Source organism: Pantoea sp. 1B4 (assembly GCF_016925765.1).
Classification (GTDB): Bacteria; Pseudomonadota; Gammaproteobacteria; order Enterobacterales; family Enterobacteriaceae; genus Pantoea; species Pantoea agglomerans.
Window position 1 is genome coordinate 11,781 of sequence record NZ_JAEUWZ010000003.1, and the last position, 21,620, is coordinate 33,400.

Below are 21,620 nucleotides of genomic sequence, written 5' to 3' on the forward strand. Positions count from 1 at the left end.
CCTTGCTGTTGTTTCTATCCCCAAACGGGCCGGATAGCCTGAACGCCGGATTAGCATCTGCAATTTTTAGTCATTAACGGCAGGCGATCGTGAATCTGCCGTGCATTATCAATCAGGGAAATCATGACAGAACAACGCAACGCCGATCATTACCGCGCTGATGAGCACATTGATCCTTATATCTCGGTACAGGGTGCAAGAACACATAATCTCAAAGATGTTTCGCTGCGATTTCCCCGTAACGCCATGGTGGTGTTCACCGGGGTTTCAGGCTCCGGTAAATCGTCCCTCGCCTTTGATACCCTCTATGCGGAAGCCCAGCGCCGGTTTATCGAGTCGGTGTCGCCACATGCGCGTCGTCTGATCGATCAGGCTGCTGCACCGGATGTGGATAATATTGACGGACTTCCACCCGCGGTGGCGCTTCAGCAGAGCCGGGCTGGCGCGCAGGAGCGTTCAACGGTGGGCAGCCTCACCCGGATTTCTGTCACGCTGCGTCTGCTGTTTTCCCGTGCGGGCGTAAGGCCTGAAGGCGTTCCCTTTATGACCGCCGATTTTTTCTCGCCTAACAATCCTGAAGGTGCCTGTCCGCATTGCCAGGGACTGGGAAGAGTGCACACCGTTAAAACCGAGTCGATGGTGCCGGATAGCTCACTGAGCATCCGCCAGGGGGGCTATCGCTTCCTGGCCCAGAGGCTGGCATAACAAAAATCTGCGCAGCATCCTTGAGACGCTCGGCTACGATGTCGATGCGCCCTGGAATACGCTTTCAGCCCGCGACCAGCAGTGGATACTGCTGACTGACGAACAGCCATCGGTGCCGATTTTTGTCGGTCTGAATGCTGAGCAGCGCGAAAACGCCCTGGCGGCGGGCGAAGAGCCGGCTTATACCGGCACGTACACCAGTGCAGCAAAAATCGTGCTGCAGAGTTATTCGGGTGGCAGCGAGACGACGAAGAAACGGCTGGCGCGCTTTGTGACGGTCACTCCCTGTTCTGAATGCCACGGTAAAAGGCTAAACCGGGATGCGCTGTCCGTGACCTTTGCCGGTCATGACATTGCCAGCCTGAGTGAGCTGTCGGTCTCTGAGCTCGCTGAACTGCTGAAGCCTTATGCGCGTGGCGCATCACCGGACCTGCCGGCAGAGGCGGCACTGCGTGAGGCGGTCATCCGGATGGCGTCGGATATCTGTATGCGGCTTGAGCAGCTGGAAACGCTGGGTCTGGGTCATCTGGCGCCGGGACGCCGTACCACCGTACTCTCATCCGGCGAGCTGCAGCGCGTGCGTCTGGCCACCCAGCTGATATCGCGGCTGTTTGGCGTGCTTTATGTGCTGGATGAGCCGTCAGCCGGGCTGCATCCCGATGATGTCAAATCGCTGCTCGCATCCCTGAAGAACCTGGTGCGTGCCGGTAATTCGCTGGTGGTCGTCGAACATAATATTGACCTCATCGCCGAGGCAGACTGGCTCATTGAGGTCGGCCCCGGCCCGGGAACGCATGGCGGCGAGATCGTCTATAACGGCGAACCAGCAGGGCTTGAAGAAGTCAGTGCGTCACCCACCTCGGGCTATCTTTTCTCACGAAACTATACCGGGCTGCGCCAGCGCCGGCCCGCAGAGAGCTGGCTCTGCTTTGAACAGGTCTATTGCAACAATATTGCCGGAGTGGATATCGCCATCCCTATGGGGAGAATGACGGCCGTCACCGGCGTGTCCGGCTCCGGAAAATCGACGTTGCTGAATCGCGTGCTTCCGGAAATGCTCGGACGTTTTGACAAAACGCCTGACATCGAGGAGGGCGAGGAAGAGGATCTGGTGCCGCACGTTAAGGGTCAGGTTGTCAGCGGAAGTGACGCCATCGGCCGATTGGTCAGAATCGATCAGCGTCCTATTGGCCGGACACCACGCTCAAATCTGGCCACTTACACCGGATTTTTCGATATCGTCCGCAGGCTGTTTGCAGACACCGACGCGGCGAAAGCCAAAGGCTTCAGCGCCAGCCGGTTTTCATTCAATCTGCCAGCCGGACGCTGTCCTGCCTGTGAAGGGCAGGGACAGATTTCGATTGAGCTGCTCTTCATGCCGAGCGCTACCGCAACCTGTTCCGTCTGCGCGGGAAGCCGTTATAACCCCGAAACGCTGGAGGTGAAATGGAACAACCTGACGATAGCGGATGTGCTTGATCTGACCGTGGACGACGCCACTAAGGTGTTTCATGGACATGACGGGATCCAGCGTTCGCTTAAGGCACTGACGTCGCTGGGGCTGGGATATCTGACCCTGGGTCAGCCCGCCACTGAACTGTCGGGCGGCGAGTGCCAGCGTATCAAGCTTGCCTGGGAGCTGCAGCGGGTCCAGCGTACGCCCACGCTTTATCTGCTTGATGAACCTTCAACAGGATTGCACCCGTCTGACATGGATAAGCTGCTGGTAGTGCTGGATGAACTGGTAAAGCGTGGTCATACCGTAATTATGGCGGAACACAACATGCGCATAGTGGCAGAGGCGGACTGGGTGATTGATCTGGGTCCCGGCTCGGGTCTTAAAGGAGGAAGGGTTGTCTCCTCCGGCTCACCGGAAGAGGTCAGCGCATCTGCAGAGAGTCTGACTGCGCCCTGGCTTTCCGCACAGCTGAAAAAGAGGGCGGGCGATCCGGAGTAATCGGGCGGTAGAGATATCTTCCGCTAAAGGTGATGTAGTCTGAGGGCTCAGGGGCTGGCTTCAAAGCCCGTCAAATCTCAACCTTGAGGATTATCACTGATGGCAATGTTTAATCCGCCACACCCTGGTGGCCTGATAGCGGAATATCTCGAAGATAACGACATCAGCCTGCGCAGTCTGGCTAAACAGCTGGGCGTTTCCGCAGCTTCGCTTAGCAAAGTGGCTAGCGGTAAAGCCTTCGTCAGCCCGGAAATGGCTGTACGGCTGGAGGCGGGTCTGGGTATTGCGGCACGGCTCTGGTTATCCATGCAGGCCGCATGTGATCTGCATAAGGCGCGAGAAACTACAGATGTTTCCGGCGTTCCTCTGCATCCAGGGATCGTAGCATCATTATTGCGGGACGAGACGGTATAGTTCTCGCCCCGAAGCGGCTTTCCTCATCGCCAAAACAAACCTTTTATCTCATCAGCGCAGCGGCGCATTAACCTGTAACGCATCCAGCTCACGGGCGTCGTGACTGCAAAAAAAAGGTGATTTCGCCGCCGCGCTGGCAGGAGAGCTCACGCAGTCGCTGCTGATTGTGTCGTCTGGCCACGTTATCCATGCCCATCATCCACTGGTAAAAGCGCAGTCCCGGCGTGCAGTGTCGCGTCTGCTGCCGCATTTCGCCGCGGTAAAACCAGGCATCGCCGCCGTGCAGCAGCCAGCCATCGGGTTGCTGAATCGCGATACCCGCGTGACCCGGCGTATGGCCCGCCAGCGGCACCAGCAAAATCTCCGGCGGTAAGTCACGCAGGCGATTAACCGCCTCAAAACCAAACCACTTTTCTCCCTGCGGCTGATAGGTCTCCCAGTTGCTGATCCCACCCCATTGTCCGGGCCGGTAACGTTCCCGTGACAGCCAGCTATGGCGCTGATGCGCAGTATCAACCTCCTGCTGCAACAGATGGATTCGCGCCTGCGGAAAATCGGTTAGTCCGCCAGCATGATCGAAGTCGAGATGGGTCAGAATAATATGCCGCACATCCTCAGCCCGGAAACCCAGTGACGTAACCTGTGACAGTGCGGTCAGTTCATCGCGGCGCTGAATATTGTTTAATGCGCGGAAAAAGCCGGACAGGCGGCTGCCGGGCGTATGGATATCCTGGCGACCAAAGCCGGTATCCACCAGCACCAGCCCGTCGCAATCCGTCTCAATCAACAGACAGTGACAGACCAGATGTGCTTTCAGGCCTTTACTGAATCCATCATAGAACGCGCCGCCCAGCGGACACATACAGCCACAGTTAAGGTGGTGAATTTTCATCGGGCCTCCATAGGGACAATGGGGGGATATTTCTGAGAGGCTACGCCCTGTCCGGCGCGCAGCACATCAGCCTGGCTATAGAGTGTAGAGAGGGATGACACAGTAGGCGGAGCGGTGAAGCGGATAACCGGGCAAAATTGCCGGTTATCCGCCAGAAAGCAGAGGATTATCAGGTGTGGAACAGCGGGAAAGCACCGGTCAGCAGACCGCCTGCCATCAGCACCAGACTGACCAGAATCCCCCCACTTAATTGCAAAGCGCTGGTGGTCGCCGATGTCGACTTTCGCCAGACCCACCAGCAGGTAGACTGACGGCACCAGCGGACTCAGCAGGTGGAATGGCTGGCCGACAATAGAAGCGCGGGCAATCTCTTCTGCGGTAATGCCGTAGCTGGCCGCCGTCTGGGCGATAACCGGCAGAATGCCGAAGTAAAAGGCATCATTCGACATAAAGAAGGTAAACGGCAGACTGACCAGCGCGGTGAACACCGCCAGGTAAGGTCCGAAGCTGGGCGGGATCACAGCCAGCAGGCTCTTCGCCATGGCGTCAACCATGCCGGTGCCGGAGAGGATGCCGGTGAAAATACCGGCGGCAAAAATTAATGCGGTCACCGCCAGCACGTTACCGGCATGAGAGCTGATGCGGGCTTTCTGCTCCTCCAGCGTGGGATAGTTGAGCATCACCGCTATCGCAAACGCCAGCATAAACAGGATCTGAATCGGCATTAAACCAATCACCAGCAGCACCAGCAGCACGGTGGTCAGGATGAAGTTAGGCCAGAACATTTTCGGACGGCGATTGGCTGCGCACTCTTCGGCATCGCCCAGCCCCAGCTCAATGTTGTCGAGATGATGATCTTTCATGGTCATCACGCCAAGGCGCTTACGCTCACGCAGGCCAAACAGCACCGCCATCGCCACCAGGCTGGCACAGGCCAGCAGCATGGCTGGCAGCATCGGAATAAAGATATCAAGGGCGTCAATGCGCAGTGCCGCCGCGGCACGGGCTGTCGGACCTCCCCAGGGTGAGAGGTTCATGATGCCGCTGGCGAGGTTCACCAGACAGGTCATCATCAACACGTTCATGCCCAGCCGGTGATAGAGCGGCAGGAATGCGGCAATGGCGATCATGTAAGTGGTAGAGCTGTCACCATCCAGCGAAACCAGTAGTGTTAGTACCGCCGTTCCGACCAGCACTTTCAGGGGGTCACCGCGCACCATCCGAAGAATAAAGCGCACCAGTGGGTCAAACAATCCGGCATCGATCATCAGACCGAAATAGAGAATGGAGAAGGTCAGCATCACGCCGGTAGGGGCCAGCTTTTTGACGCCGTCCAACATCATGGCACCCAGGCCTGCGTAAAAGCCGCCAATCAGCGCAAATATGGTTGGTATCAGGATCAGCGCAATCAAGGCTGACATGCGTTTGGTCATGATCAGATACATGAAGCAAACAACCATGGAAAAACCCAGTATCGTCAGCAAATTAACAGCCCTCGCAATGGCGGAAAAGTAATGAAAAAGTTACATATCGGCAGGAAAATTCAGGTAATTACTTAGCGTGGTAATGATTAACCTGTTGTTTTAATTAACCCTGCATTCAAAGATGATAATAAATAGTTGTCAGTATTTAGCATTTCTTTAACAAAGAAGGGTGATCATGATCATCTTTAAACGGTTCTTAAACGAGATTGTGTGACTGAGATCAAAGGGTGTCGAAGTGTAACCGGGGTTTCGGGCCAGCTGGGGGCTGAATCAGGCGGGTAGTAGAGTGGTGGAGAAACAGGGTAACCGGCTGAGCCTTGATGCTCAGCCGGTTAACGTTATTAACTGCCTAACAGCTGAATAATCATTTCAGGGGTTTTATTCGCCATTTTGCTGACGGCAGTCTGACCCTGCTGAATAATCTGGCTGCGTGCCAGCTGGCTTGCTTCTTCAGCATAGTCCGCATCCTGTATGCGGCTGCGAGCCGCTGAGGTATCCACACCCTGCTGCGATAACACATTACGGTTGGACTCGTAACGGTTGATCTTTGCGCCATAGATCGACTGATAGCCGCTGATCTTCTCGAGCGCGCTATCCAGTGCCTTCATGGTGGTTGAGATATCGCCCTCTGTAAGCAGCGTTGTGTTGTTCAGCCCCAGCGTTTTGGTATCCGATGGCGTTGCCGGAATAGTATCCGACTGGATCGGCTGACCGTAATCGGCGCTGGTGACCACCTCCATAGGTTCGCTCTTCTTCGGCGGCGTCGCAGGCACACCTTTGGGTTCCGGCAGATTTCCCCAGGTCAGATTACCGGTGAAGGAGCCATTGCCCACCACCACCACAATCAAATCCTCGCTGACGGTATCCAGCGTGATGCGCTCAAGCCGGTTACTGGTGATGGTGCCGTTGTTGAAATCGCCGCTGGCGACATCCTCATAGCGATCGCCGTCACCGCTGTAAGTGATGTTCATACCGTTGTAGGTGCTGCTGTTACTGCCCGCCAGCGTCCAGCTCGGGCCGCCCTCCAGCAACTGCGAGCTGTCATAAGCCGCACCGCTGGCAAATCCGTTACTGCTGGTCAGCAGGCGACTATCCGCGGTAGCCGAATTAGTGATGCTTTTGCTGGCCCAGGTGTAATCAGGCGCACTGCCGTCCAGTGGTGTACCGACCAGGTGTTTACCGTCGCGGGTAAAGAGCTGGAGATCGTCATCCATACCCAGTGAGTCGATGGTGATGCTTATCGCCGTCGAGCCTGCCGGGATATAGGCCAGCGGAATCACGCCCGAGGTGAAGGAGTAATTCTTGCCGGGCACCGGAAACTTCGTGTTGATAGGGTCAACGTTACCCAGTTTCGCAGGGGGGAAGATCGGGATTATTCGTCGCCAGCGGATAGCGGCCAAAAATCTCGGTGTGGTTTGCCACTTCATTGATGCCTGCCATAATCTGCTGATACTGGCCGTTGATGCTCTGTCGATCGGCGTCCGACAGCGTGCCGTTGGCTGCCTGGACCGACAGGGTGCGCGCCTGGATCAGCAGATCGACGATACTGCCAAGGCCGCCACTGGCGGTCTGGGAATAGCTGATGGCGTCATTGAGGCCACGCGCTACCACCGCATCGGCGTTGATATTGGCCGTCATGCGGTTGGCAATCGCCTGACCTGCCGCGTCATCTTTGGCACTGTTAATTCTCATCCCTGATGATAACCGTTCAACCGTTCGTCCCAGAACAGAGTCAGTGCTGTACCGCGTTTTGTTCGTAATCGCGGCGGTTTCGTTATGGTTGATCGTTAACATGGTCGCTTCGAACAGGGAGAGGAGTCTCTGTTTTATCGGCAGGGTGATAAGCAGCTTTAATCTCTGTGGCGACAAAAAGGCAGGAAATACGGGGGCAGACGGTCAAGAGGCTGATGGTTAACCGCTTTTCAGATAAAAAAAATTAACGGTTCAACCCGGTCAGGAAAAACGCCTGCCACGCGATGACGCAGCAGGCGAACGAAGATCAGTTAAACACCATGCCGCCATCAATCAACAGCGACTGACCGGTCATGTAATCGGAGTCAGGACTGGCCAGGTAGGCGACGCAGGCAGCCACATCTTCCGGTTCAGAAAGACGTCCCAGCGTAATGCGTTTCGCAAATTCCTCGGTGCCGTAGCCGGCGGGCTTGCCGGCTGCTTCAGAGATCTGGCGGTCGATCTCTTCCCACATCGGTGTTCTGACAATGCCAGGGCAGAAGGCGTTGACCGTGATGCCGGCAGGTGCCAGATCGCGCGCAGCGGTCTGCGTCAGGCCGCGCACGGCAAACTTACTGGAGCTGTAAACCGCCAGCTCCGGATTACCGACATGACCCGCCTGAGAACAGGCGTTGATAATTTTGCCGCCGTGACCTTCTGCAGCAAACGCTTTAATCGCGGCCTGCATGCCCCAGATCACTCCTTTGACATTGACGTTGTAGACCTTGTCGACCACCGCTTCGGTGATCTCAGCAATCGGCGTGGAGGGCGCAATACCGGCATTATTAACGATGACGTCAAAGCCGCCCAGCGTGCGGCGCGCCTCTTCTACCGCTTCCATCACCTGATCACGCTGCGAGACATCGACTTTCAGCGCAATCGCTTTGCCACCCTGCTGGTTGATCTTCTCCGCGACCTGGCGTGCGGTCTCCTGATTAAAATCGGCTACTGCAACCGCCAGTCCATCTTTCGCCAGACGCAGGGCGATCGCTTCACCAATGCCCTGGCCTGCGCCGGTCACAAATGCCACTCTGTTTTTCATCATGATTTCCTTTTTTGAGAAATTAAAGAAGCTGGCTCAGATGCAGCTGACCCATCAGCAGCGGGTTGTCGGTGTAATCGACCGGCACCGCGACCACGGCGGGTCCCTGAACATCCATCGCTTTACGCAGCGTCGGCTCCAGCTCTGCCGCACTGGTCACCGCAAAGCCCGCTGCCCCAAACGCTTCCGCGTAGGCTTTGAAATCGACCGGCCCAAAATTGACGCCCGAGACGCGGTGATATTTTTTCTCTTCCTGCATCGCCACCATGTTGTAGGCGTTATCGACCCAGACGATGTGCAGAATGTTGGCTTTTAAGCGAACGGCAGTTTCCAGCTCCATGCTGGATTGCAGGAAACCACCATCGCCGGAAACTGAAACCACTTTGCGCTGTGGCTCGACCAGCCAGGCACCAATCGCCCACGGCAGGGCCACACCCATCGTCTGCTGACCGTTGGAGATCATGATCTGACGGGCCCGGAAGCTGTAGAGATAGCGGGCGATCCAGATGTGGAAGCTGCCCATATCGACGGTAAGGCTGACGTCACTGTTAATGATGTCCTGCATGGCGCGCACAATGCGCAGCGGATGCAGAGCAAACTGATTGAGGCTGGCACCCTGCATCGCCAGCAATTTGCGCTGCTGCTGACGATCCTCAAGGATGGTGGCGGCTTCCGGGGTCAGCTGGAGTGGGGCAGTGATGCGCGCGGCGAGTTTACGCACCGTGGCGGCGATATCACCCACCAGTTCTGCATCCGGCAGATAGCGGTTGTCGGTCTCAGCGGGTATTACGTCGATATGAATCAGGGTGGCGTTACCGCTGTTCCACATCGCCGGTTCATATTCCACCGGGCTGTAGCCGATGGTGACGATCAGGTCAGCCTGTTGCAGCAGCCTGTCGCCCGCCTGGTTGTTAAACAGCCCGACGCGCCCGGCGAAGCGTGAGAAGTGATCCTGTCTGACCGCTCCTGCTGCCTGATAGGTGCTGGTGACCGGAATGTGACTGCGTGTCAGCAGCTCATGAATCGCTTCGCTGTTCTCTGTCTGGCTCGCCATTAATCCCAGCAGGATGACCGGATTTTTAGCCCCGGCGATGGCCTCGCTGACGGCGTCGATCATTGAGTCAGGTGCGGCGCCCAGTACAGGGCGGCCTTTGCTGCTCAACGCTTTGCCGGTAACCGGCTGATCGACAATATCCTGTGGCAGGCTGATAAAGGCACCGCCGCCCCGGCCATGTTCGGCGTGGCGAAACGCATTCGACAGGCATTCAGAAAGTGCAGCGGGGTCGGTGACCTCAACCGCATATTTAGTGATTGGGCGAAACATTGAAACCGTGTCCATGCTCTGATGAACCTGCTTGGCGCTGTCGGAGCGCTTCACCTGACCGCCGATAGCCACCACCGGATCGCCTTCGCTGGTGGCGGTGGCCATGCCGGTGATCAGGTTGGAGCAGCCCGGCCCGGAGGTGACCAGCGCCACGCCCGCATTGCCGGTAAGGCGGCCCACTGCGGCGGCCATAAATGCAGCGTTAGCTTCGTGGCGAACCGGGATGGTCTGGATGGAGGAATCCAGCAGTGAGTCGAAGACTTTATCAATTTTTGCGCCAGGAATGCCAAAGACGTGGCGGACGCCCTGTGCCTCAAGTTGCGCCACCACCAGGTCAGCGCCACAGGTCCAGAGTGTGGTATCGGTTGGAGTTTTCATCGTCATTCCTCTGATTAGCTTTCTACCGCACGAATCGCGGCGTCAAGATTGGCGGGGTTCAGGTCGGCATTGAGAAAATCGCTGTCCTGCGGCAAATCCACGACCAGCTTGCTGATGGCACCAAAGGTCAGGGTGCCCTGTTCCAGCGCATAGTCGAGAATGTGGCCGCCGCCTTCGCGGTCGTCGGTAATAAAATGTTCGTGATAGCCTGCAACGTTAATGCCCTGCATATATTGCGGTGTACGGAATCCGATCAGTTCGCCCGCACGCTGGCTGAAGGCAAAGGTCGGCTGATCGCCCAGCACTTCCGGCATTGAGCGATAGGGACGGCACTGGCATGGCACGGTGCGGGTCTCGACGCGACTGAAACGACCGCTGATGCGCAGCGCGCAGAACTGGTTATCGGAGGTGATTTCGTTGTCGATCACCTGATGGATCGCCTCACGCGACATCGGCCGGTCAAATTCATACAGATGCTGCGGTTTAAAAAAGGTCATCACGGCGAACGGAGTTTTCTGCGCCGGATCGGCCGGGTGCGCGCTGCCGTCGGCGTGCAGCTGATAGACCTTGCTGTCAAACGCGATCATCTCGCCATCCAGCCGGTTAAAGGTACCCAGGCCGAAATCCCCTTTACGCAGCAGGTCGGCAATACGGACATTGCCGTCGTAAACGCCGCTCAGCAGCGCACTCATTAAAGAGGTCTGATAGATAACGCTTTCTGGTGCATCCTGTGAAAGCGTCAGGACAGTATGTTTTAGTTGATCCTCACAGGAACAATCAGTTACACAATTGCTCATTTGATGCCTCATCGATTAACCGTTAAGCCGTGTTAACCTAATGGTGAACCGATTCAGTCGGTGGGTCCAATAGCGAAACCTGTTAACTTTGAGACGTTTTTGATATGGAACTTCGCCACCTGCGTTATTTTGTTGCCGTAGCCGAGACGCTTCATTTCACTCGTGCCGCCGAGATACTGGGCATATCGCAGCCGCCGCTGAGTCAGCAGATACTGCGGCTGGAGCAGGAAATTGGCACACCGTTGCTGAAGCGCCTGACGCGCGGAGTGGAACTCACCGAAGCGGGCGAAGCGTTTCTGGCGGATGCCCGGCAGATTGTGCAACTGGCCGATCAGGCGCTGGAGAACGCACGCGGTATTGCGCGCGGGATCAGTGGTCAGCTGTCGCTGGGCTTTGCCAGCTCGGTGGCGTTTAATCCACGCATCTTCACCCTGATCCGCCAGTTTAAAGAACGTTATCCGGCGATGGAGCTGCTGACCCGCGAAGAGAATATGTCTTTGCTGATGCAGGATTTACAGGAAGGATTGCTGGATGCCGCTTTTATCCGGCTGCCGTGTGAAAGCAGCAAGGCGTTTAATCTGCGCGTCATCTCCACCGAAAAGATGCTGATTGCGCTGCCGCGCTGCCATCCCCTCAGCGGCACACCCACCGTGGCACTATCCGCGCTGGCAGGAGAAACCCTGGTGATCTTCCCGCGCGACGTCTCGCCCAGCCTGTATGAGTTGATTGTCACTGCCTGTCTGCGGGCGGGCTTTTCGCGCCACACTTTTCAGCAGGCTCCGCAGATCACTACGTCGCTGGGCATGGTGGCGGCGGGCTGCGGGATTGCGCTGGTGCCGGAGTCGATGCGCTGCGTCGATAACCCCGGGGTCAGCTTCTGCGATATCGAGAACAACACGCTATTTACCGATGTTGCCTTTGCCTGGCGTCGGCTTCACCCGTCAAAAGCAGTACTGCACCTGCTGGCGCTGCTGGCAGAACAGCCTGCCGCACCAGGCGAAGCGGGTTGATAAGCGCCAGCTATTGAACTGAAAACAATAATCAACTGGCGGCACGGGGCCGGGATGCCAATAATCGGTGCATGACTACATACCGCGTAAGAGTCGGGTTTCACAACCCGTCAGCCCTGACATTCAGGCAACTGGATGAAATTCTGGAGCCGCAGCGATTCTGGAGAACAGATTCGGCGGGCGGCCAGTTCCGCTATTTCATGGAGTATGAGTACCAGTCTGACGTGCGCGATCTCTGTTCGGTCTGCTCGCTGGCCTACAGTCAGGCCTGCAAAGTCAGAAAGTGCCCGCTGATTCTGGTCGAGGTGATGAACTGATCCTTTCCGGCGATCCGGCCGTTCTCAGCACGGGATCGCCGGGTGTTGTTTTAACGTGAGCCGCGCTGCATCAACAGACTTAACGCGGCGGGCAGCACCGTGAGCGTTACCAGCGTACCGCTGATCAGACCGCCAATAATCGCCAGTGCCATGGGCCCCCAGAAAACCTGATGGGCGATGGGGATCATGCCGAGTATTGCCGCACAGGCGGTCAGCAGAATGGGACGTGCACGGTGATGGGCAGCCTGCCGGATTGCCTCACCCGCGGTCAGGCCGGCCCGGCTATTCGCATCGACTTCACTGATCATGATTACCGCGTTGCGGATGATGATCCCCGCCAGGGCAATAATCCCCAGCAGCGCCACGAACCCCAGCGGTGTGCCAGCCGGCAGCATTGCGGATACGATGCCGGGCAGGCCAAACGGTGCCATGCTCAGTGCCAGCAGCATGCCGGAGAAACGTTGCAGCTGAATCATAAGCAAGACCAGCATGACGCAGATCGTCACCGGCAGCAGAGCAAACACTGAACCGTTGCCTTTATCCGATTCGGCTGCCACGCCACCTTCTTCAATACCGTATCCGGCCGGCAGCGAGGCGCGCAGGGCGGCGACGGCTGGTGCGAGCTGCTGCGAGACCTGTTCAGCCCGCTGACCGGGCGCAATATCGGTCTGTACGGTGATGTAAGCCAGCCGCTGACGTCGCCATATCACCGGGTCATCCACTCCCCAGTTCAGGGTTGCCACCTGTCGCAGCGGGATTTTCTGTCCGCTGGCATTGGTGATCATCAATCCTGCCAGTGTGCCAGTGTCCTGCCGCTCCGGGTCATTGCTGCGCAGCACGACGTCGATCAGGCGGTTACGATCGCGCAGGGTGGTCACCACGCTGCCGGACATCAGAGTATTCAGCGAGGTGGCTATCGTTTCGGAAGAGAGTCCGGCTGCGCGGGCTGCGGTCTGGTTCACCGCCAGCGTCATGACCCGTTCTGGCTCTCCGGCGGTAAGATTGACCTCGCGTGTCAGCGATGAGCGGGCGATCAGCGCCGCCAGCCGATCGGCCGCCTGACGCACCCTGGCATTATCCGGGCCGGTGATGCGATATTTCAGCGGCCAGCCGACCGGTGGCCCCAGCTCCAGCGGCGATACCCGGGTAGTGATATCACTGAAATCCACCGCCAGCTTCTGCTCCAGCCTGCTGCGCAGCCGATCGCGTGCCGCCAGATCTTTCGCCACCACCACCAGCTGCGCGATGTTTTCATTATCCAGCAGCACATCCATCGGCAGATAAAAGCGTATCGCGCCCGAGCCAACGTAGCTGGTGTAGTTCGCCACATCCCGATCGTTGCGCAGCATCTGTTCCAGCTGTGCGGTACGGCGGGTGGTTTCAGCCTGGGCTGCACTGGCGGGAAGCGTCAGGCTGACCAGCAGCTCGGGCCGATCCGACGCAGGGAAAAATTCACCCTGCATAAAAGTGGTGGCGTAAAGGCTGACCAGCAGCACCGCCATCGCTGTGCCAATCGTCACCAGCCGGTGACGCAGAATCACCTCCAGTAGCCGGTGATAGCTGCGCGTCAGCACACCCGGCGGCTTATCGGCCTTGATGTGCCTGGCCGACAGCAGCCAGCAGCCGGTGAGCGGAGAGAAGATGACCGCGACGACCCACGAGCAGAGCAGCGCCAGGGTAATCACCACAAACAATGAGTAGCAATACTCTCCGGCACTGGAGGCGGCGAACCCGACCGGAATGAACCCGGCGATCATTACCAGCGTACCGGTCAGCATCGGAAAGGCGGTGGTTTTAAACGCATAGGTGGCGGCCTGCCACTTGCTGTCGCCCGCTTCCAGTCGCGCCACCATTGCCTCGACGGTGATCATGGCATCATCCACCAGCAGCCCCAGCGCGATGATTAGTGCGCCAAGCGAGATGCGCTGGAGTCCGATGCCTGCCATTAACATGCCGGTAAAGGTCATTGCCAGTACCAGCGGGATCGCCGCCGCAACGACCAGACCGGCACGCAGTCCCAGTGAGACAAAGGAGACGGCTAACACGATGACGACTGCTTCGCCCAGTATCCGGACAAAGCCGCTGACCGCGTTTTTCACCACGGAAGACTGGTCGGCCACGCGGGTCATAGTAATACCGTGCGGTAACTGACTGGCCAGCATCTGCATGCGCTGACTGAGCTGCTGACCGAAATCGAGCATGTTGCCGCTGCCGGCCATGGAGATCGCCAGCCCGATAGCCGGAACGCCGTTAACCCGAAACGTCGGGACTGGTGGTTCGGCAGGTTGCAGGCTGATGGTGGCCAGATCGGTCAGCGGAATAAAACGCTCACCGATATGCAGGGTAATCGCCCGCAGATTTTCAACCGAAGTCAGGGTGCCGCTGACCCGCAGCGCAATATTCTCGCGGTCGGTACGCAGGCTGCCCGCCGGGACGACATCGTTCTGAGCTTTAATGGCGTCGCTGACCTGCTGTAAATCGAGCCCCATGCCGTTCAGCTTGCGCGGCGAAAAGGCGATAACCACCTGCTGCTCCTGTACACCTAACAGGCTGGTTTTACCGATGTCGGGCAGACTGGCCAGATTGCGACGCAGGTTATCGACCCGGTCGCGTAGCTCTCTGGCGGTAAAACCCTCCGCCGTGAAGCCATAAATGGTGCCGAAGGTGTCATCAAACTCGTCGTTAACGGCCGGACCCTGCACGCCCTGCGGCAGTGAAGGGGCAACATCCTGCATCTTTTTACGCAGCTGGTACCAGATGCCGGCCACCTGAGAGGGCGGCGTGTCATCGCGCAGGTTGACATAGATGACGGTTTGTCCGGCGCGGGTTTCGCTCTCAACCGCATCCAGCGACGGGATCTCCTGCACCTTCTGTTCCAGTACGTCAGTGAGCAGTTGCACCGTGGTGTTCACATCAGCGCCTGGCCATTGGGCTGATATTACGGCGGTTTTGATAGTAAACGCCGGGTCTTCATTGCGTGACAGATGTTCATAGCTCAGCACACCCGCCGCCATGACCAGCAGCATGAAAAAGATCACCAGTTGCTGATGCGCCAGCGCCCAGCCGGAGAGGTTAAAGCCAGACGTTTTTTTCATGGAGCCTCCTGCGAAAGCGCCACTTTTTCGCCAGGCTGCAGGGTGCTGACGCCGGCGGTGACGACGCGCTCTCCTGGCTTGATCCCGGCAGTGACGAAGATTTGCTGCGCGTTAAAGCGGGCCAGCACTACCGGACGAAGCTGCAGGCGTGACGCCGCATCAACGACCAGCAGCGCGGGTTTGTCTGCGGAGCGCGTCAGGGCGCTGGCGGGCAGGGCGATGACCGGCGGCTGCGCATCGGGAAGGCTGACAATGACTGTGGCACCGGGTGCCATCGCCTCAGGCGGCTGATTCAGTGAGATGCGCAGCCGCCACGTGCGGGTCTGCGGATCGGCCTGCGGGCTGATGTCACGCACTGTGCCACTGGCCTGCACGCCGGGATCGGCGAGCAGCGTCACTTTCAGCGGTGTCCGGTCATCAGGGCGCAGCAGCGCAGGCGTTGTCAGGTCAAACACTGCATCGCGTGCATCCCCTGCTGCCAGGGTCATCACATTTTGTCCGGCGCTGACCACCTGACCTGGCTGAACCGTGATGGCGGTGATCCGACCTGCTGCAGGCGCAGTCAGCTGATTCCAGCTGAGGTTATCCTGGGCATTTTTCAGTGCCGCTTCGCTGCTGAGACGGCGGGCCTGTGCGCTCTGCCAGTCCGCCTGTGCGCTGTCCAGCTGGCTGCGGGCGATGGCCCCTCCGGGCATCAGCAGCCGCATCCGATGCAGGTTAAGCGCGGCGACCCGTTCGGCGGCGCGTGCGCTGTCGAGATCGGCCCGTGCGCTGCTTAGCTGATTGCGTGACTGATCATTTTCCAGCGCTGCCAGCGATTGCCCGGCGCTGACGCGATCGCCCAGCTCAACCGCACGGCTCACCACCCGGCCATCCAGTCTGAAGGCCAGCGCGACCTCTTCATGAGCGCGGATTTCGCCAGTCAGCACCAGCGATGCATCACTGCTGAGCGGTGGAGCAATCACCGATTTAACCGGGCGGAGCGGGGCGGCAGGCGGAGCAGAACTATTGTCCCGGCAACCGGTCATGATGAATACCCCGAGCAGCACGAAGATGATCGGCGCAAAGATGTGAATACCGAAGAGATGACGCCACACCTGGCGGGCAGCATCCGATAAGAAGTCTGTCATAACCGGGTTCCTTTAATGAGTTGTGCTCATTGAACCCGGCATGTGTCCAGAAACGTTCCATGAACCATCAAGAAATGGTCAAGCCAGAACAATTTATCTCGTCGGCAGCGTTATCCCGATCAGCAGACCGCCGTCGGCGGGCAGTGTGGCATGAAGCGACCCGCCGTGCGCCTCGACAATCGCTTTGGCAATCGACAGTCCCAGACCGCTGCCGCCGGAGTGGCGGGCGCGTGAGGAGTCAGCGCGGGTAAAGCGGTCAAACAATTGCGGCAGGAAGTCCGGCTCCACACCCTGACCATAATCGCGGAAGGTCATTATGATCGCCTGATCGTTCTGGCTGGCCGTGATCAGCAACGCGCCACCGTCGGCAGCGTAGCGCATTGCATTCTCACAGATGATGGTCACTACCTGGCCCAGCCGGAAGGTATCGGCATACAGCCGCAGATCGTTGGGTGATGTCACGCTGATGGCAATCCCCGCCTGTTCTGCCTGCGGCAGAAGCCAGCCGGAGCGCTCGCGCAGTAACTCGCTGAGATTAAACCACTCGTGGTTCAGGGTAAGCTGCCCGGCATCCGCCAGTGACAAGAGATGCAGTTCGTCTGTCAGGCGACTGAGCTGCATCAGTTGCTTCATGATCATCGCCAGCTGTTGCGGTTCGGCAGGAAAGACGCCATCCAGAATGCCCTGCAGGCGGCCCATTGCGGCCGTCAGTGGCGAGCGAAGTTCATGCGCCATCGCTACATGCGAGGTGCGCAGCTCACGCTCGTAACGCGCCAGCTGCTGCGTCATCTGATTAAAATCTTCGGTAAAGCGCACCAGCTCCTGTGGCGCTTCTTTCACCACCGCCGCCGTTCGGCCAAATTCCCCTTTCGATACCGCTCGCGCTGCGGTCGCTAGCTGGCTGAACTGCGCCGACAGCGGACGGGCGAAACGCAGCGCCATCACCACCATAAACGGGATCATGACCACCACCAGCACGAATACGGTCAGCCAGTCCGACGAGGCCAGCGAGGGATCCGAGAAGTTGATACCCCACCACTGGTCGATAATCTGATGAAAGCGTGCCGGATCGCTGGCAGGGTGGTGGCGCAGTTGGGTGAACTCCTCCAGCAGCGCGGGCGGCATCCGGTAATAGACCCAGTACGCCTGCACTGCGAAGCGCAGCCACATACAGATGGCGATGAGTACCACGCTGCCAATCGCCAGAAACAGCACCCGGATGCAGATCCAGCGCCACAATGAAGTATGCGTATCGTTCTTCATGGCTGTCTGAACCGGTAACCGACGCTGCGCACTGCCGGTAAGACATCAGAGATGCCCGCGGCTTCCAGTTTGCGACGCAGGTTATAGACGTGGGTATCGACCACCCGCTCAAGCGCATCGCTTTCCGGCAGACAGTGCTCCAGCAGAAACAGGCGGGTAAACGGACGCGTCGGAGCGCGCATCAGGGTGACCAACAGGGAAAATTCGGTCGGTGTCAGATCGAGGCGGCGCGGTGAAGCACTGTCGCTATCGACCACTGCGGTGAGCGCCACCGGGTCCACCACTAAACCCGCCCAGCGCAGGGTTTCTGCAGCGGGTACCTGACTCTGCTGGCTACGGCGCAGTACTGCCTGAACGCGCGCCACCACTTCGCCCGGATGATAGGGTTTGACCACGTAGTCATCCGCGCCATAGCGCAGTGCGCCGATGCGGTCCGGCGCATCACCCATCGCGGTTACCATGATCACCGGGGTATCGTCACGACGTCGCAGCGCTGCCAGCACTTCAGTGCCGTTCATGCCGGGCAGCATGATATCCAGCAGGATCAGATCGGGCTGCCAGCGTCTGGCGGCATCCAGCCCGCCTGGCCCATCACCGGCAATCATGACCTCATAATTTTCACGTTTCAGGTAGGCCTCAAGTACGCCCGCCGCATCAGCATCATCTTCAATAATCAGTACACGTTTTGACTGCATTTTCGGATCACCTTGACTGTTTCTTCATAAATCCCTGGTCGTTAATTGACACTCGCCTCGCATACTCCGGCCATTGACGCGGCTCTGAACCCCTCAGCTCCGCACCTGATGTGATAATGAGGAAACGTGATGATAACCGGAAAAATAACGCTGCACATGGTCTGTTTTTCGCTGGGATTCAGTGCCGCGACTGCCATGGCTGATGAGACTACGCCGCCGCCAAGCGTCACGCTGGGCATTGCAGGTATCAATGCACCACGCTATAGCGGCGCAGATAAGCAGCACTGGCAGCTGATGCCGGTGATCCAGGCACGCGACGGGGCCTTCTTTTTTAGACTCACAGAAAGGCATTGGCTATGACCTGCAGGCAGATAATGGACTGTATCTGGAACATACGCTGGGCTACGGGCTGGGCCGTTCTGACCAGAATTCATCCTGGCGAGATGGGGATGACCGGCTCAGAGGCATGGGGAACATCGACGCAACGATGAACACCGCGCTGGCGCTGGGATGGTCGGTAACGCCGTGGCTGGTGCTGGAGGGCAAAGCGACGCTGCCATTAAGTGATAGTCAGGGTGTGCAGTACCGCACTTCCGTTACCCTGATCCCATGGCAGACCAGTGACGATACCGTGGCACTGCAGGTGGCGGGACTGTTTGGCGACGGGCGTTATATGAATACCTGGTATGGCGTTAACAGCAAGCAAAGTGCGCGCAGCGGATTTGAACGGTACGACGCCGCGGGTGGATTTTATGGCACCGATACCAGCCTGACCTGGAGCCATCAGTTCACGCCTGCCTGGGCTGCCAGTGTGATCGGTGACTACAGCTGGCTGGATAAGCATGCTTCAGATAGCCCCATCGTTGCACGGCACAACGGCGCATCGGCCACCCTGGCATTGAGCTACACCTTCTGAATGGCACCATGAAGAAAAGTGAGATGCGCAGCCACCGCCTTTTGCTTGCGGCACTGATTCTGTTGTATGTAGTGGTCTATACCCTGACAGGCGTTGCGCTTAGCCTGTTGGATGCGCCGGGACGGGGATAGGGAGCGAGCGGTATAAACAGCGTGATCGGGCTGGTTATGCCGTGACTTAAATAGAAAATTAACTTTTCGTAAAGCGGTTCAGACATTAATGGTCAGCGTTAGAAGTTTCGGGTACATCCGGATGTTTTAATTATCGCTATATAAATTGATTAAGGTGGTTAATTTAGATTGCGTCATAATGCATCTTGCTAATAAATTTTTTAAAAGAGCATTGGTGTAGTTAATCTATATAAATTGGGCAAGATTTAAATATTATAAATTAAAATGTGATCTATTAAGATAGCCTCTTCGCTGTGGTAGCAGCGCATGGAATTTACAGGGGCTGAACTGATGAAAAATAAAAATAGTGCTACACCTCATGATGCTACTTTCCGACAGTTTCTTACGCATCCGGATGTTGCCAGAGATTTTATGCAAATCCACCTTCCGGAGAAATTGCTTAAAATCTGCGATCTCACCACACTGAAGCTTGAGTCCGGATCATTTGTTGAAGACGATTTGCGTCAATACTTCAGTGACGTTTTGTACAGTCTCAGAACCTCAACCGGTGACGGATATATTCATGTTCTGATTGAACACCAATCCACCCCTGACAGGCATATGGCATTCCGCCTGATACGTTATGCGGTAGCCGCTATGCAGCGCCACCTTGAAGCTGGCCATAAAAAGCTGCCTTTAGTCATACCTGTACTGTTCTATACCGGTAAGCGCACTCCCTATCCGTGGTCGACCCGCTGGTTCGACGAATTTGATGATCCGGTAGTGGCGGAAAGCCTTTATAGAGGCGCCTTCCCGCTGGTGGACATTACGGTCATCCCGGATGATGAGATCATGACTCATCGCAGTATGGCCGCCCTGACGCTTTTGCAGAAACATATTCATCAACGCGACATTGCAAGCCTGACTGACCATCTGGTCACGCTACTCATGGCCGATTATCTTTCTTCACCCCAGGTGATGACGCTGATACACTATTTACTGCAGGCTGGTGAGTCAGCTGACTACGAAGCTTTCGTTCGCGAACTGGCACAGCGGGTGCCACAACACGGAGACGCACTGATGACCATCGCACAGCAGCTTGAACAAAAAGGGATCGAAAAAGGTCGCGCAGAAGGTATCGAGCTTGGTGAACGGCGTGGTATTGAGAAAGGTCGTACTGAAGGACAGCGTGAAGCTACCCTGAAAATTGCGCGCACTATGCTACAAAACGGCCTTGATCGTAAAACTGTCATAGAAATGACCGGCCTGACGTCAGACGATCTGGCGCAAATACGACACTAATATAAACAAGAGTAAACCCGGTCATGACCGGGTTATCGTTTTGAATACCGCACCAGATAAATCATCATAATTATCAGAAAGGTGTAACCTGCATACGTCCTGAACTACAAGCCATTATTTGTCTGGCTGACGCTGCAGGAAATTCCAGGTTGCGCCCAACATGCCGGAGTCGTTGCCGTAGGTCGCGGTATCAATGCGGATATCAAGATCATATTTTGCCAGTTGCTCTGCCAGTTCCTCGAGGAACGGTTCCCGCTCGGTAATTCCACCACCGATAAATATCATCTGCGGATCGAACACGCTGAAGAGGTTATATAAGCAGGCTGCAAGATCCTGGTAGAATTTATTCACCACCTGCTGCGCGGCTTCTTCTTTGCGATCGTATGCGTCAAAGACATCTTTACCCGTGACGTCGTCGGAAGATTTTTCGATGAGCTGGCTGTAATTCTCCCGAAGCGCCGTCATGGTACAACTCTGGCTCATGGTATGGCGTTCAATATTGCTGCTGGTGGGGCGCGAAGTCAGCAGACAGCCAAACTCGCCCGCGCGGTTACGACCGCCCCGGATCAGCGCGCCGTTGCAGAAGGCCGCTCCGCCTAATCCTGTGCCGATAGTTAACATCAGAAAATCACTGAGTTTTTTTGCTTTGCCCAGCCACTGTTCAGCCAGTAAGGCGCAGTGGGCGTCATTTTCGACCGTGGCAGGCAGTGAGGTTTTTTCCGTCAGCCACTGGCTCAGATGAAACTGGTCGAAGTCCCGAATGGTGCCACCCATGGCGATATATCCAGCTTCTGCATCAATATAACCGGGCGTGCTGACGGCGATGCCAGCACAGCCGGGATTTTTCTCCAGCCAGGCCAGGATCTCATCAAGTATTTTGTCGCGTGAATTATGGGAAATATCAGCACTCTCACTGGTCAGAATATTTCCCTGCTCATCAATCACGCCCATTTTTAAAGAGGTACCACCAATATCGAAAGCTGCAATCTTCATTAACGTTCTCTGAGGTTGTTTTCATCCGATTAATTGTAGTGCTGAAAGAAAAAGGGCAGGAGGGC

The 21,620-nt window shown here is 57.1% G+C and carries 14 protein-coding genes and 4 pseudogenes; 7 read left to right on the top strand and 11 right to left on the bottom strand.

The features are described 5' to 3' along the window. The first annotated feature begins 123 nt into the window (after nucleotides 1-123). Both JNO11_RS19800 and JNO11_RS19805 read left to right on the top strand, forming a co-directional pair. Nucleotides 124-2,662 (top strand): annotated as a pseudogene (locus JNO11_RS19800) (excinuclease ABC subunit UvrA). 99 nt (nucleotides 2,663-2,761) lie between these two features. After that, on the top strand, nucleotides 2,762-3,076 hold the full coding sequence (locus JNO11_RS19805; RefSeq protein ID WP_325177710.1) for a HigA family addiction module antitoxin: 315 nt from the start codon (nucleotides 2,762-2,764) through the stop codon (nucleotides 3,074-3,076). Between the two features lie 88 nt (nucleotides 3,077-3,164). Here JNO11_RS19805 and JNO11_RS19810 read toward each other — a convergent pair whose 3' ends face one another. The 6 genes and pseudogenes from JNO11_RS19810 to budA all read right to left on the bottom strand — a co-directional run bounded on the left by JNO11_RS19810 (nucleotide 3,165) and on the right by budA (nucleotide 10,724). Continuing rightward, a complete protein-coding gene (locus JNO11_RS19810) occupies nucleotides 3,165-3,968 on the bottom strand; it encodes an MBL fold metallo-hydrolase (protein WP_325177711.1) in 804 nt (267 codons plus the stop codon). 169 nt (nucleotides 3,969-4,137) lie between these two features. Then, a pseudogene (locus JNO11_RS19815) lies at nucleotides 4,138-5,452 on the bottom strand (CitMHS family transporter). Between the two features lie 341 nt (nucleotides 5,453-5,793). Then, a pseudogene (locus tag JNO11_RS19820) lies at nucleotides 5,794-7,246 on the bottom strand (flagellin). Nucleotides 7,247-7,451: 205 nt separating this feature from the next. Further along, nucleotides 7,452-8,225 carry a (S)-acetoin forming diacetyl reductase gene (locus tag JNO11_RS19830; RefSeq protein WP_010256854.1) on the bottom strand — a complete coding sequence of 258 codons (774 nt, stop codon included), beginning with the start codon at nucleotides 8,223-8,225 and terminating at the stop codon, nucleotides 7,452-7,454. 22 nt (nucleotides 8,226-8,247) lie between these two features. After that, entirely contained in the window at nucleotides 8,248-9,927 is a 1,680-nt protein-coding gene (alsS, locus tag JNO11_RS19835) for an acetolactate synthase AlsS (RefSeq protein ID WP_010256852.1), read from the bottom strand. A 14-nt stretch (nucleotides 9,928-9,941) separates the two neighbouring features. After that, nucleotides 9,942-10,724: an acetolactate decarboxylase gene (gene budA, locus JNO11_RS19840; RefSeq protein WP_033781025.1), complete on the bottom strand. Its 783-nt coding sequence runs from the start codon at nucleotides 10,722-10,724 to the stop codon at nucleotides 9,942-9,944. 104 nt (nucleotides 10,725-10,828) lie between these two features. Here budA and JNO11_RS19845 point away from each other — a divergent pair, with 104 nt between their 5' ends. Both JNO11_RS19845 and JNO11_RS19850 read left to right on the top strand, forming a co-directional pair. Next, nucleotides 10,829-11,734 carry a LysR family transcriptional regulator gene (locus JNO11_RS19845; protein ID WP_022624205.1) on the top strand — a complete coding sequence of 302 codons (906 nt, stop codon included), beginning with the start codon at nucleotides 10,829-10,831 and terminating at the stop codon, nucleotides 11,732-11,734. Nucleotides 11,735-11,805: 71 nt separating this feature from the next. After that, nucleotides 11,806-12,051 carry a hypothetical protein gene (locus JNO11_RS19850; RefSeq protein WP_010256845.1) on the top strand — a complete coding sequence of 82 codons (246 nt, stop codon included), beginning with the start codon at nucleotides 11,806-11,808 and terminating at the stop codon, nucleotides 12,049-12,051. Nucleotides 12,052-12,101: 50 nt separating this feature from the next. On the opposite strand, the gene JNO11_RS19855 is transcribed toward JNO11_RS19850, so the two are convergent. The 4 genes from JNO11_RS19855 to JNO11_RS19870 form a co-directional block, all read right to left on the bottom strand. After that, complete coding sequence (locus tag JNO11_RS19855) at nucleotides 12,102-15,146, bottom strand: efflux RND transporter permease subunit (RefSeq protein ID WP_325177714.1); 3,045 nt, start codon at nucleotides 15,144-15,146, stop codon at nucleotides 12,102-12,104. Next, nucleotides 15,143-16,276 carry an efflux RND transporter periplasmic adaptor subunit gene (locus JNO11_RS19860; RefSeq protein WP_325177715.1) on the bottom strand — a complete coding sequence of 378 codons (1,134 nt, stop codon included), beginning with the start codon at nucleotides 16,274-16,276 and terminating at the stop codon, nucleotides 15,143-15,145. Before JNO11_RS19860 ends, JNO11_RS19855 begins: the two co-directional genes overlap by 4 nt. Before the next feature lie 93 nt (nucleotides 16,277-16,369). Continuing rightward, entirely contained in the window at nucleotides 16,370-17,539 is a 1,170-nt protein-coding gene (locus JNO11_RS19865) for an ATP-binding protein (RefSeq protein WP_325177716.1), read from the bottom strand. Next, nucleotides 17,536-18,234, bottom strand: coding sequence for a response regulator (locus JNO11_RS19870; protein WP_010256840.1), 699 nt, complete (start codon nucleotides 18,232-18,234; stop codon nucleotides 17,536-17,538). The genes JNO11_RS19865 and JNO11_RS19870 overlap by 4 nt, the downstream gene beginning before the upstream one ends. Nucleotides 18,235-18,363: 129 nt before the next feature. Between JNO11_RS19870 and JNO11_RS19875 the strand changes: the two are divergent. From JNO11_RS19875 to JNO11_RS19885, 3 genes and pseudogenes are all read left to right on the top strand, one after another. Continuing rightward, nucleotides 18,364-19,150 (top strand): annotated as a pseudogene (locus tag JNO11_RS19875) (MipA/OmpV family protein). A gap of 8 nt (nucleotides 19,151-19,158) precedes the next feature. Beyond that, nucleotides 19,159-19,281 carry a hypothetical protein gene (locus tag JNO11_RS19880; RefSeq protein ID WP_254920079.1) on the top strand — a complete coding sequence of 41 codons (123 nt, stop codon included), beginning with the start codon at nucleotides 19,159-19,161 and terminating at the stop codon, nucleotides 19,279-19,281. A 330-nt stretch (nucleotides 19,282-19,611) separates the two neighbouring features. After that, the gene (locus tag JNO11_RS19885) at nucleotides 19,612-20,562 is read left to right on the top strand and encodes an Rpn family recombination-promoting nuclease/putative transposase (protein WP_029519683.1); all 951 of its coding nucleotides are present in this window, start codon (nucleotides 19,612-19,614) and stop codon (nucleotides 20,560-20,562) included. 114 nt (nucleotides 20,563-20,676) lie between these two features. On the opposite strand, the gene JNO11_RS19890 is transcribed toward JNO11_RS19885, so the two are convergent. Continuing rightward, nucleotides 20,677-21,555, bottom strand: a complete 879-nt coding sequence (locus JNO11_RS19890) for an ROK family protein (RefSeq protein WP_010256830.1) — start codon at nucleotides 21,553-21,555, stop codon at nucleotides 20,677-20,679. Nucleotides 21,556-21,620 lie beyond the last annotated feature (65 nt).

Coding starts and splice junctions, on each gene's coding strand:
- JNO11_RS19805 (WP_325177710.1), top strand. CDS start 2,762: ATGGCAATGTTTAATCCGCCACACCCTGGTGGCCTGATAGCGGAATAT.
- JNO11_RS19810 (WP_325177711.1), bottom strand. CDS start 3,968: ATGAAAATTCACCACCTTAACTGTGGCTGTATGTGTCCGCTGGGCGGC.
- JNO11_RS19830 (WP_010256854.1), bottom strand. CDS start 8,225: ATGAAAAACAGAGTGGCATTTGTGACCGGCGCAGGCCAGGGCATTGGT.
- alsS (WP_010256852.1), bottom strand. CDS start 9,927: ATGAAAACTCCAACCGATACCACACTCTGGACCTGTGGCGCTGACCTG.
- budA (WP_033781025.1), bottom strand. CDS start 10,724: ATGAGCAATTGTGTAACTGATTGTTCCTGTGAGGATCAACTAAAACAT.
- JNO11_RS19845 (WP_022624205.1), top strand. CDS start 10,829: ATGGAACTTCGCCACCTGCGTTATTTTGTTGCCGTAGCCGAGACGCTT.
- JNO11_RS19850 (WP_010256845.1), top strand. CDS start 11,806: ATGACTACATACCGCGTAAGAGTCGGGTTTCACAACCCGTCAGCCCTG.
- JNO11_RS19855 (WP_325177714.1), bottom strand. CDS start 15,146: ATGAAAAAAACGTCTGGCTTTAACCTCTCCGGCTGGGCGCTGGCGCAT.
- JNO11_RS19860 (WP_325177715.1), bottom strand. CDS start 16,276: ATGACAGACTTCTTATCGGATGCTGCCCGCCAGGTGTGGCGTCATCTC.
- JNO11_RS19865 (WP_325177716.1), bottom strand. CDS start 17,539: ATGAAGAACGATACGCATACTTCATTGTGGCGCTGGATCTGCATCCGG.
- JNO11_RS19870 (WP_010256840.1), bottom strand. CDS start 18,234: ATGCAGTCAAAACGTGTACTGATTATTGAAGATGATGCTGATGCGGCG.
- JNO11_RS19880 (WP_254920079.1), top strand. CDS start 19,159: ATGAAGAAAAGTGAGATGCGCAGCCACCGCCTTTTGCTTGCGGCACTG.
- JNO11_RS19885 (WP_029519683.1), top strand. CDS start 19,612: ATGAAAAATAAAAATAGTGCTACACCTCATGATGCTACTTTCCGACAG.
- JNO11_RS19890 (WP_010256830.1), bottom strand. CDS start 21,555: ATGAAGATTGCAGCTTTCGATATTGGTGGTACCTCTTTAAAAATGGGC.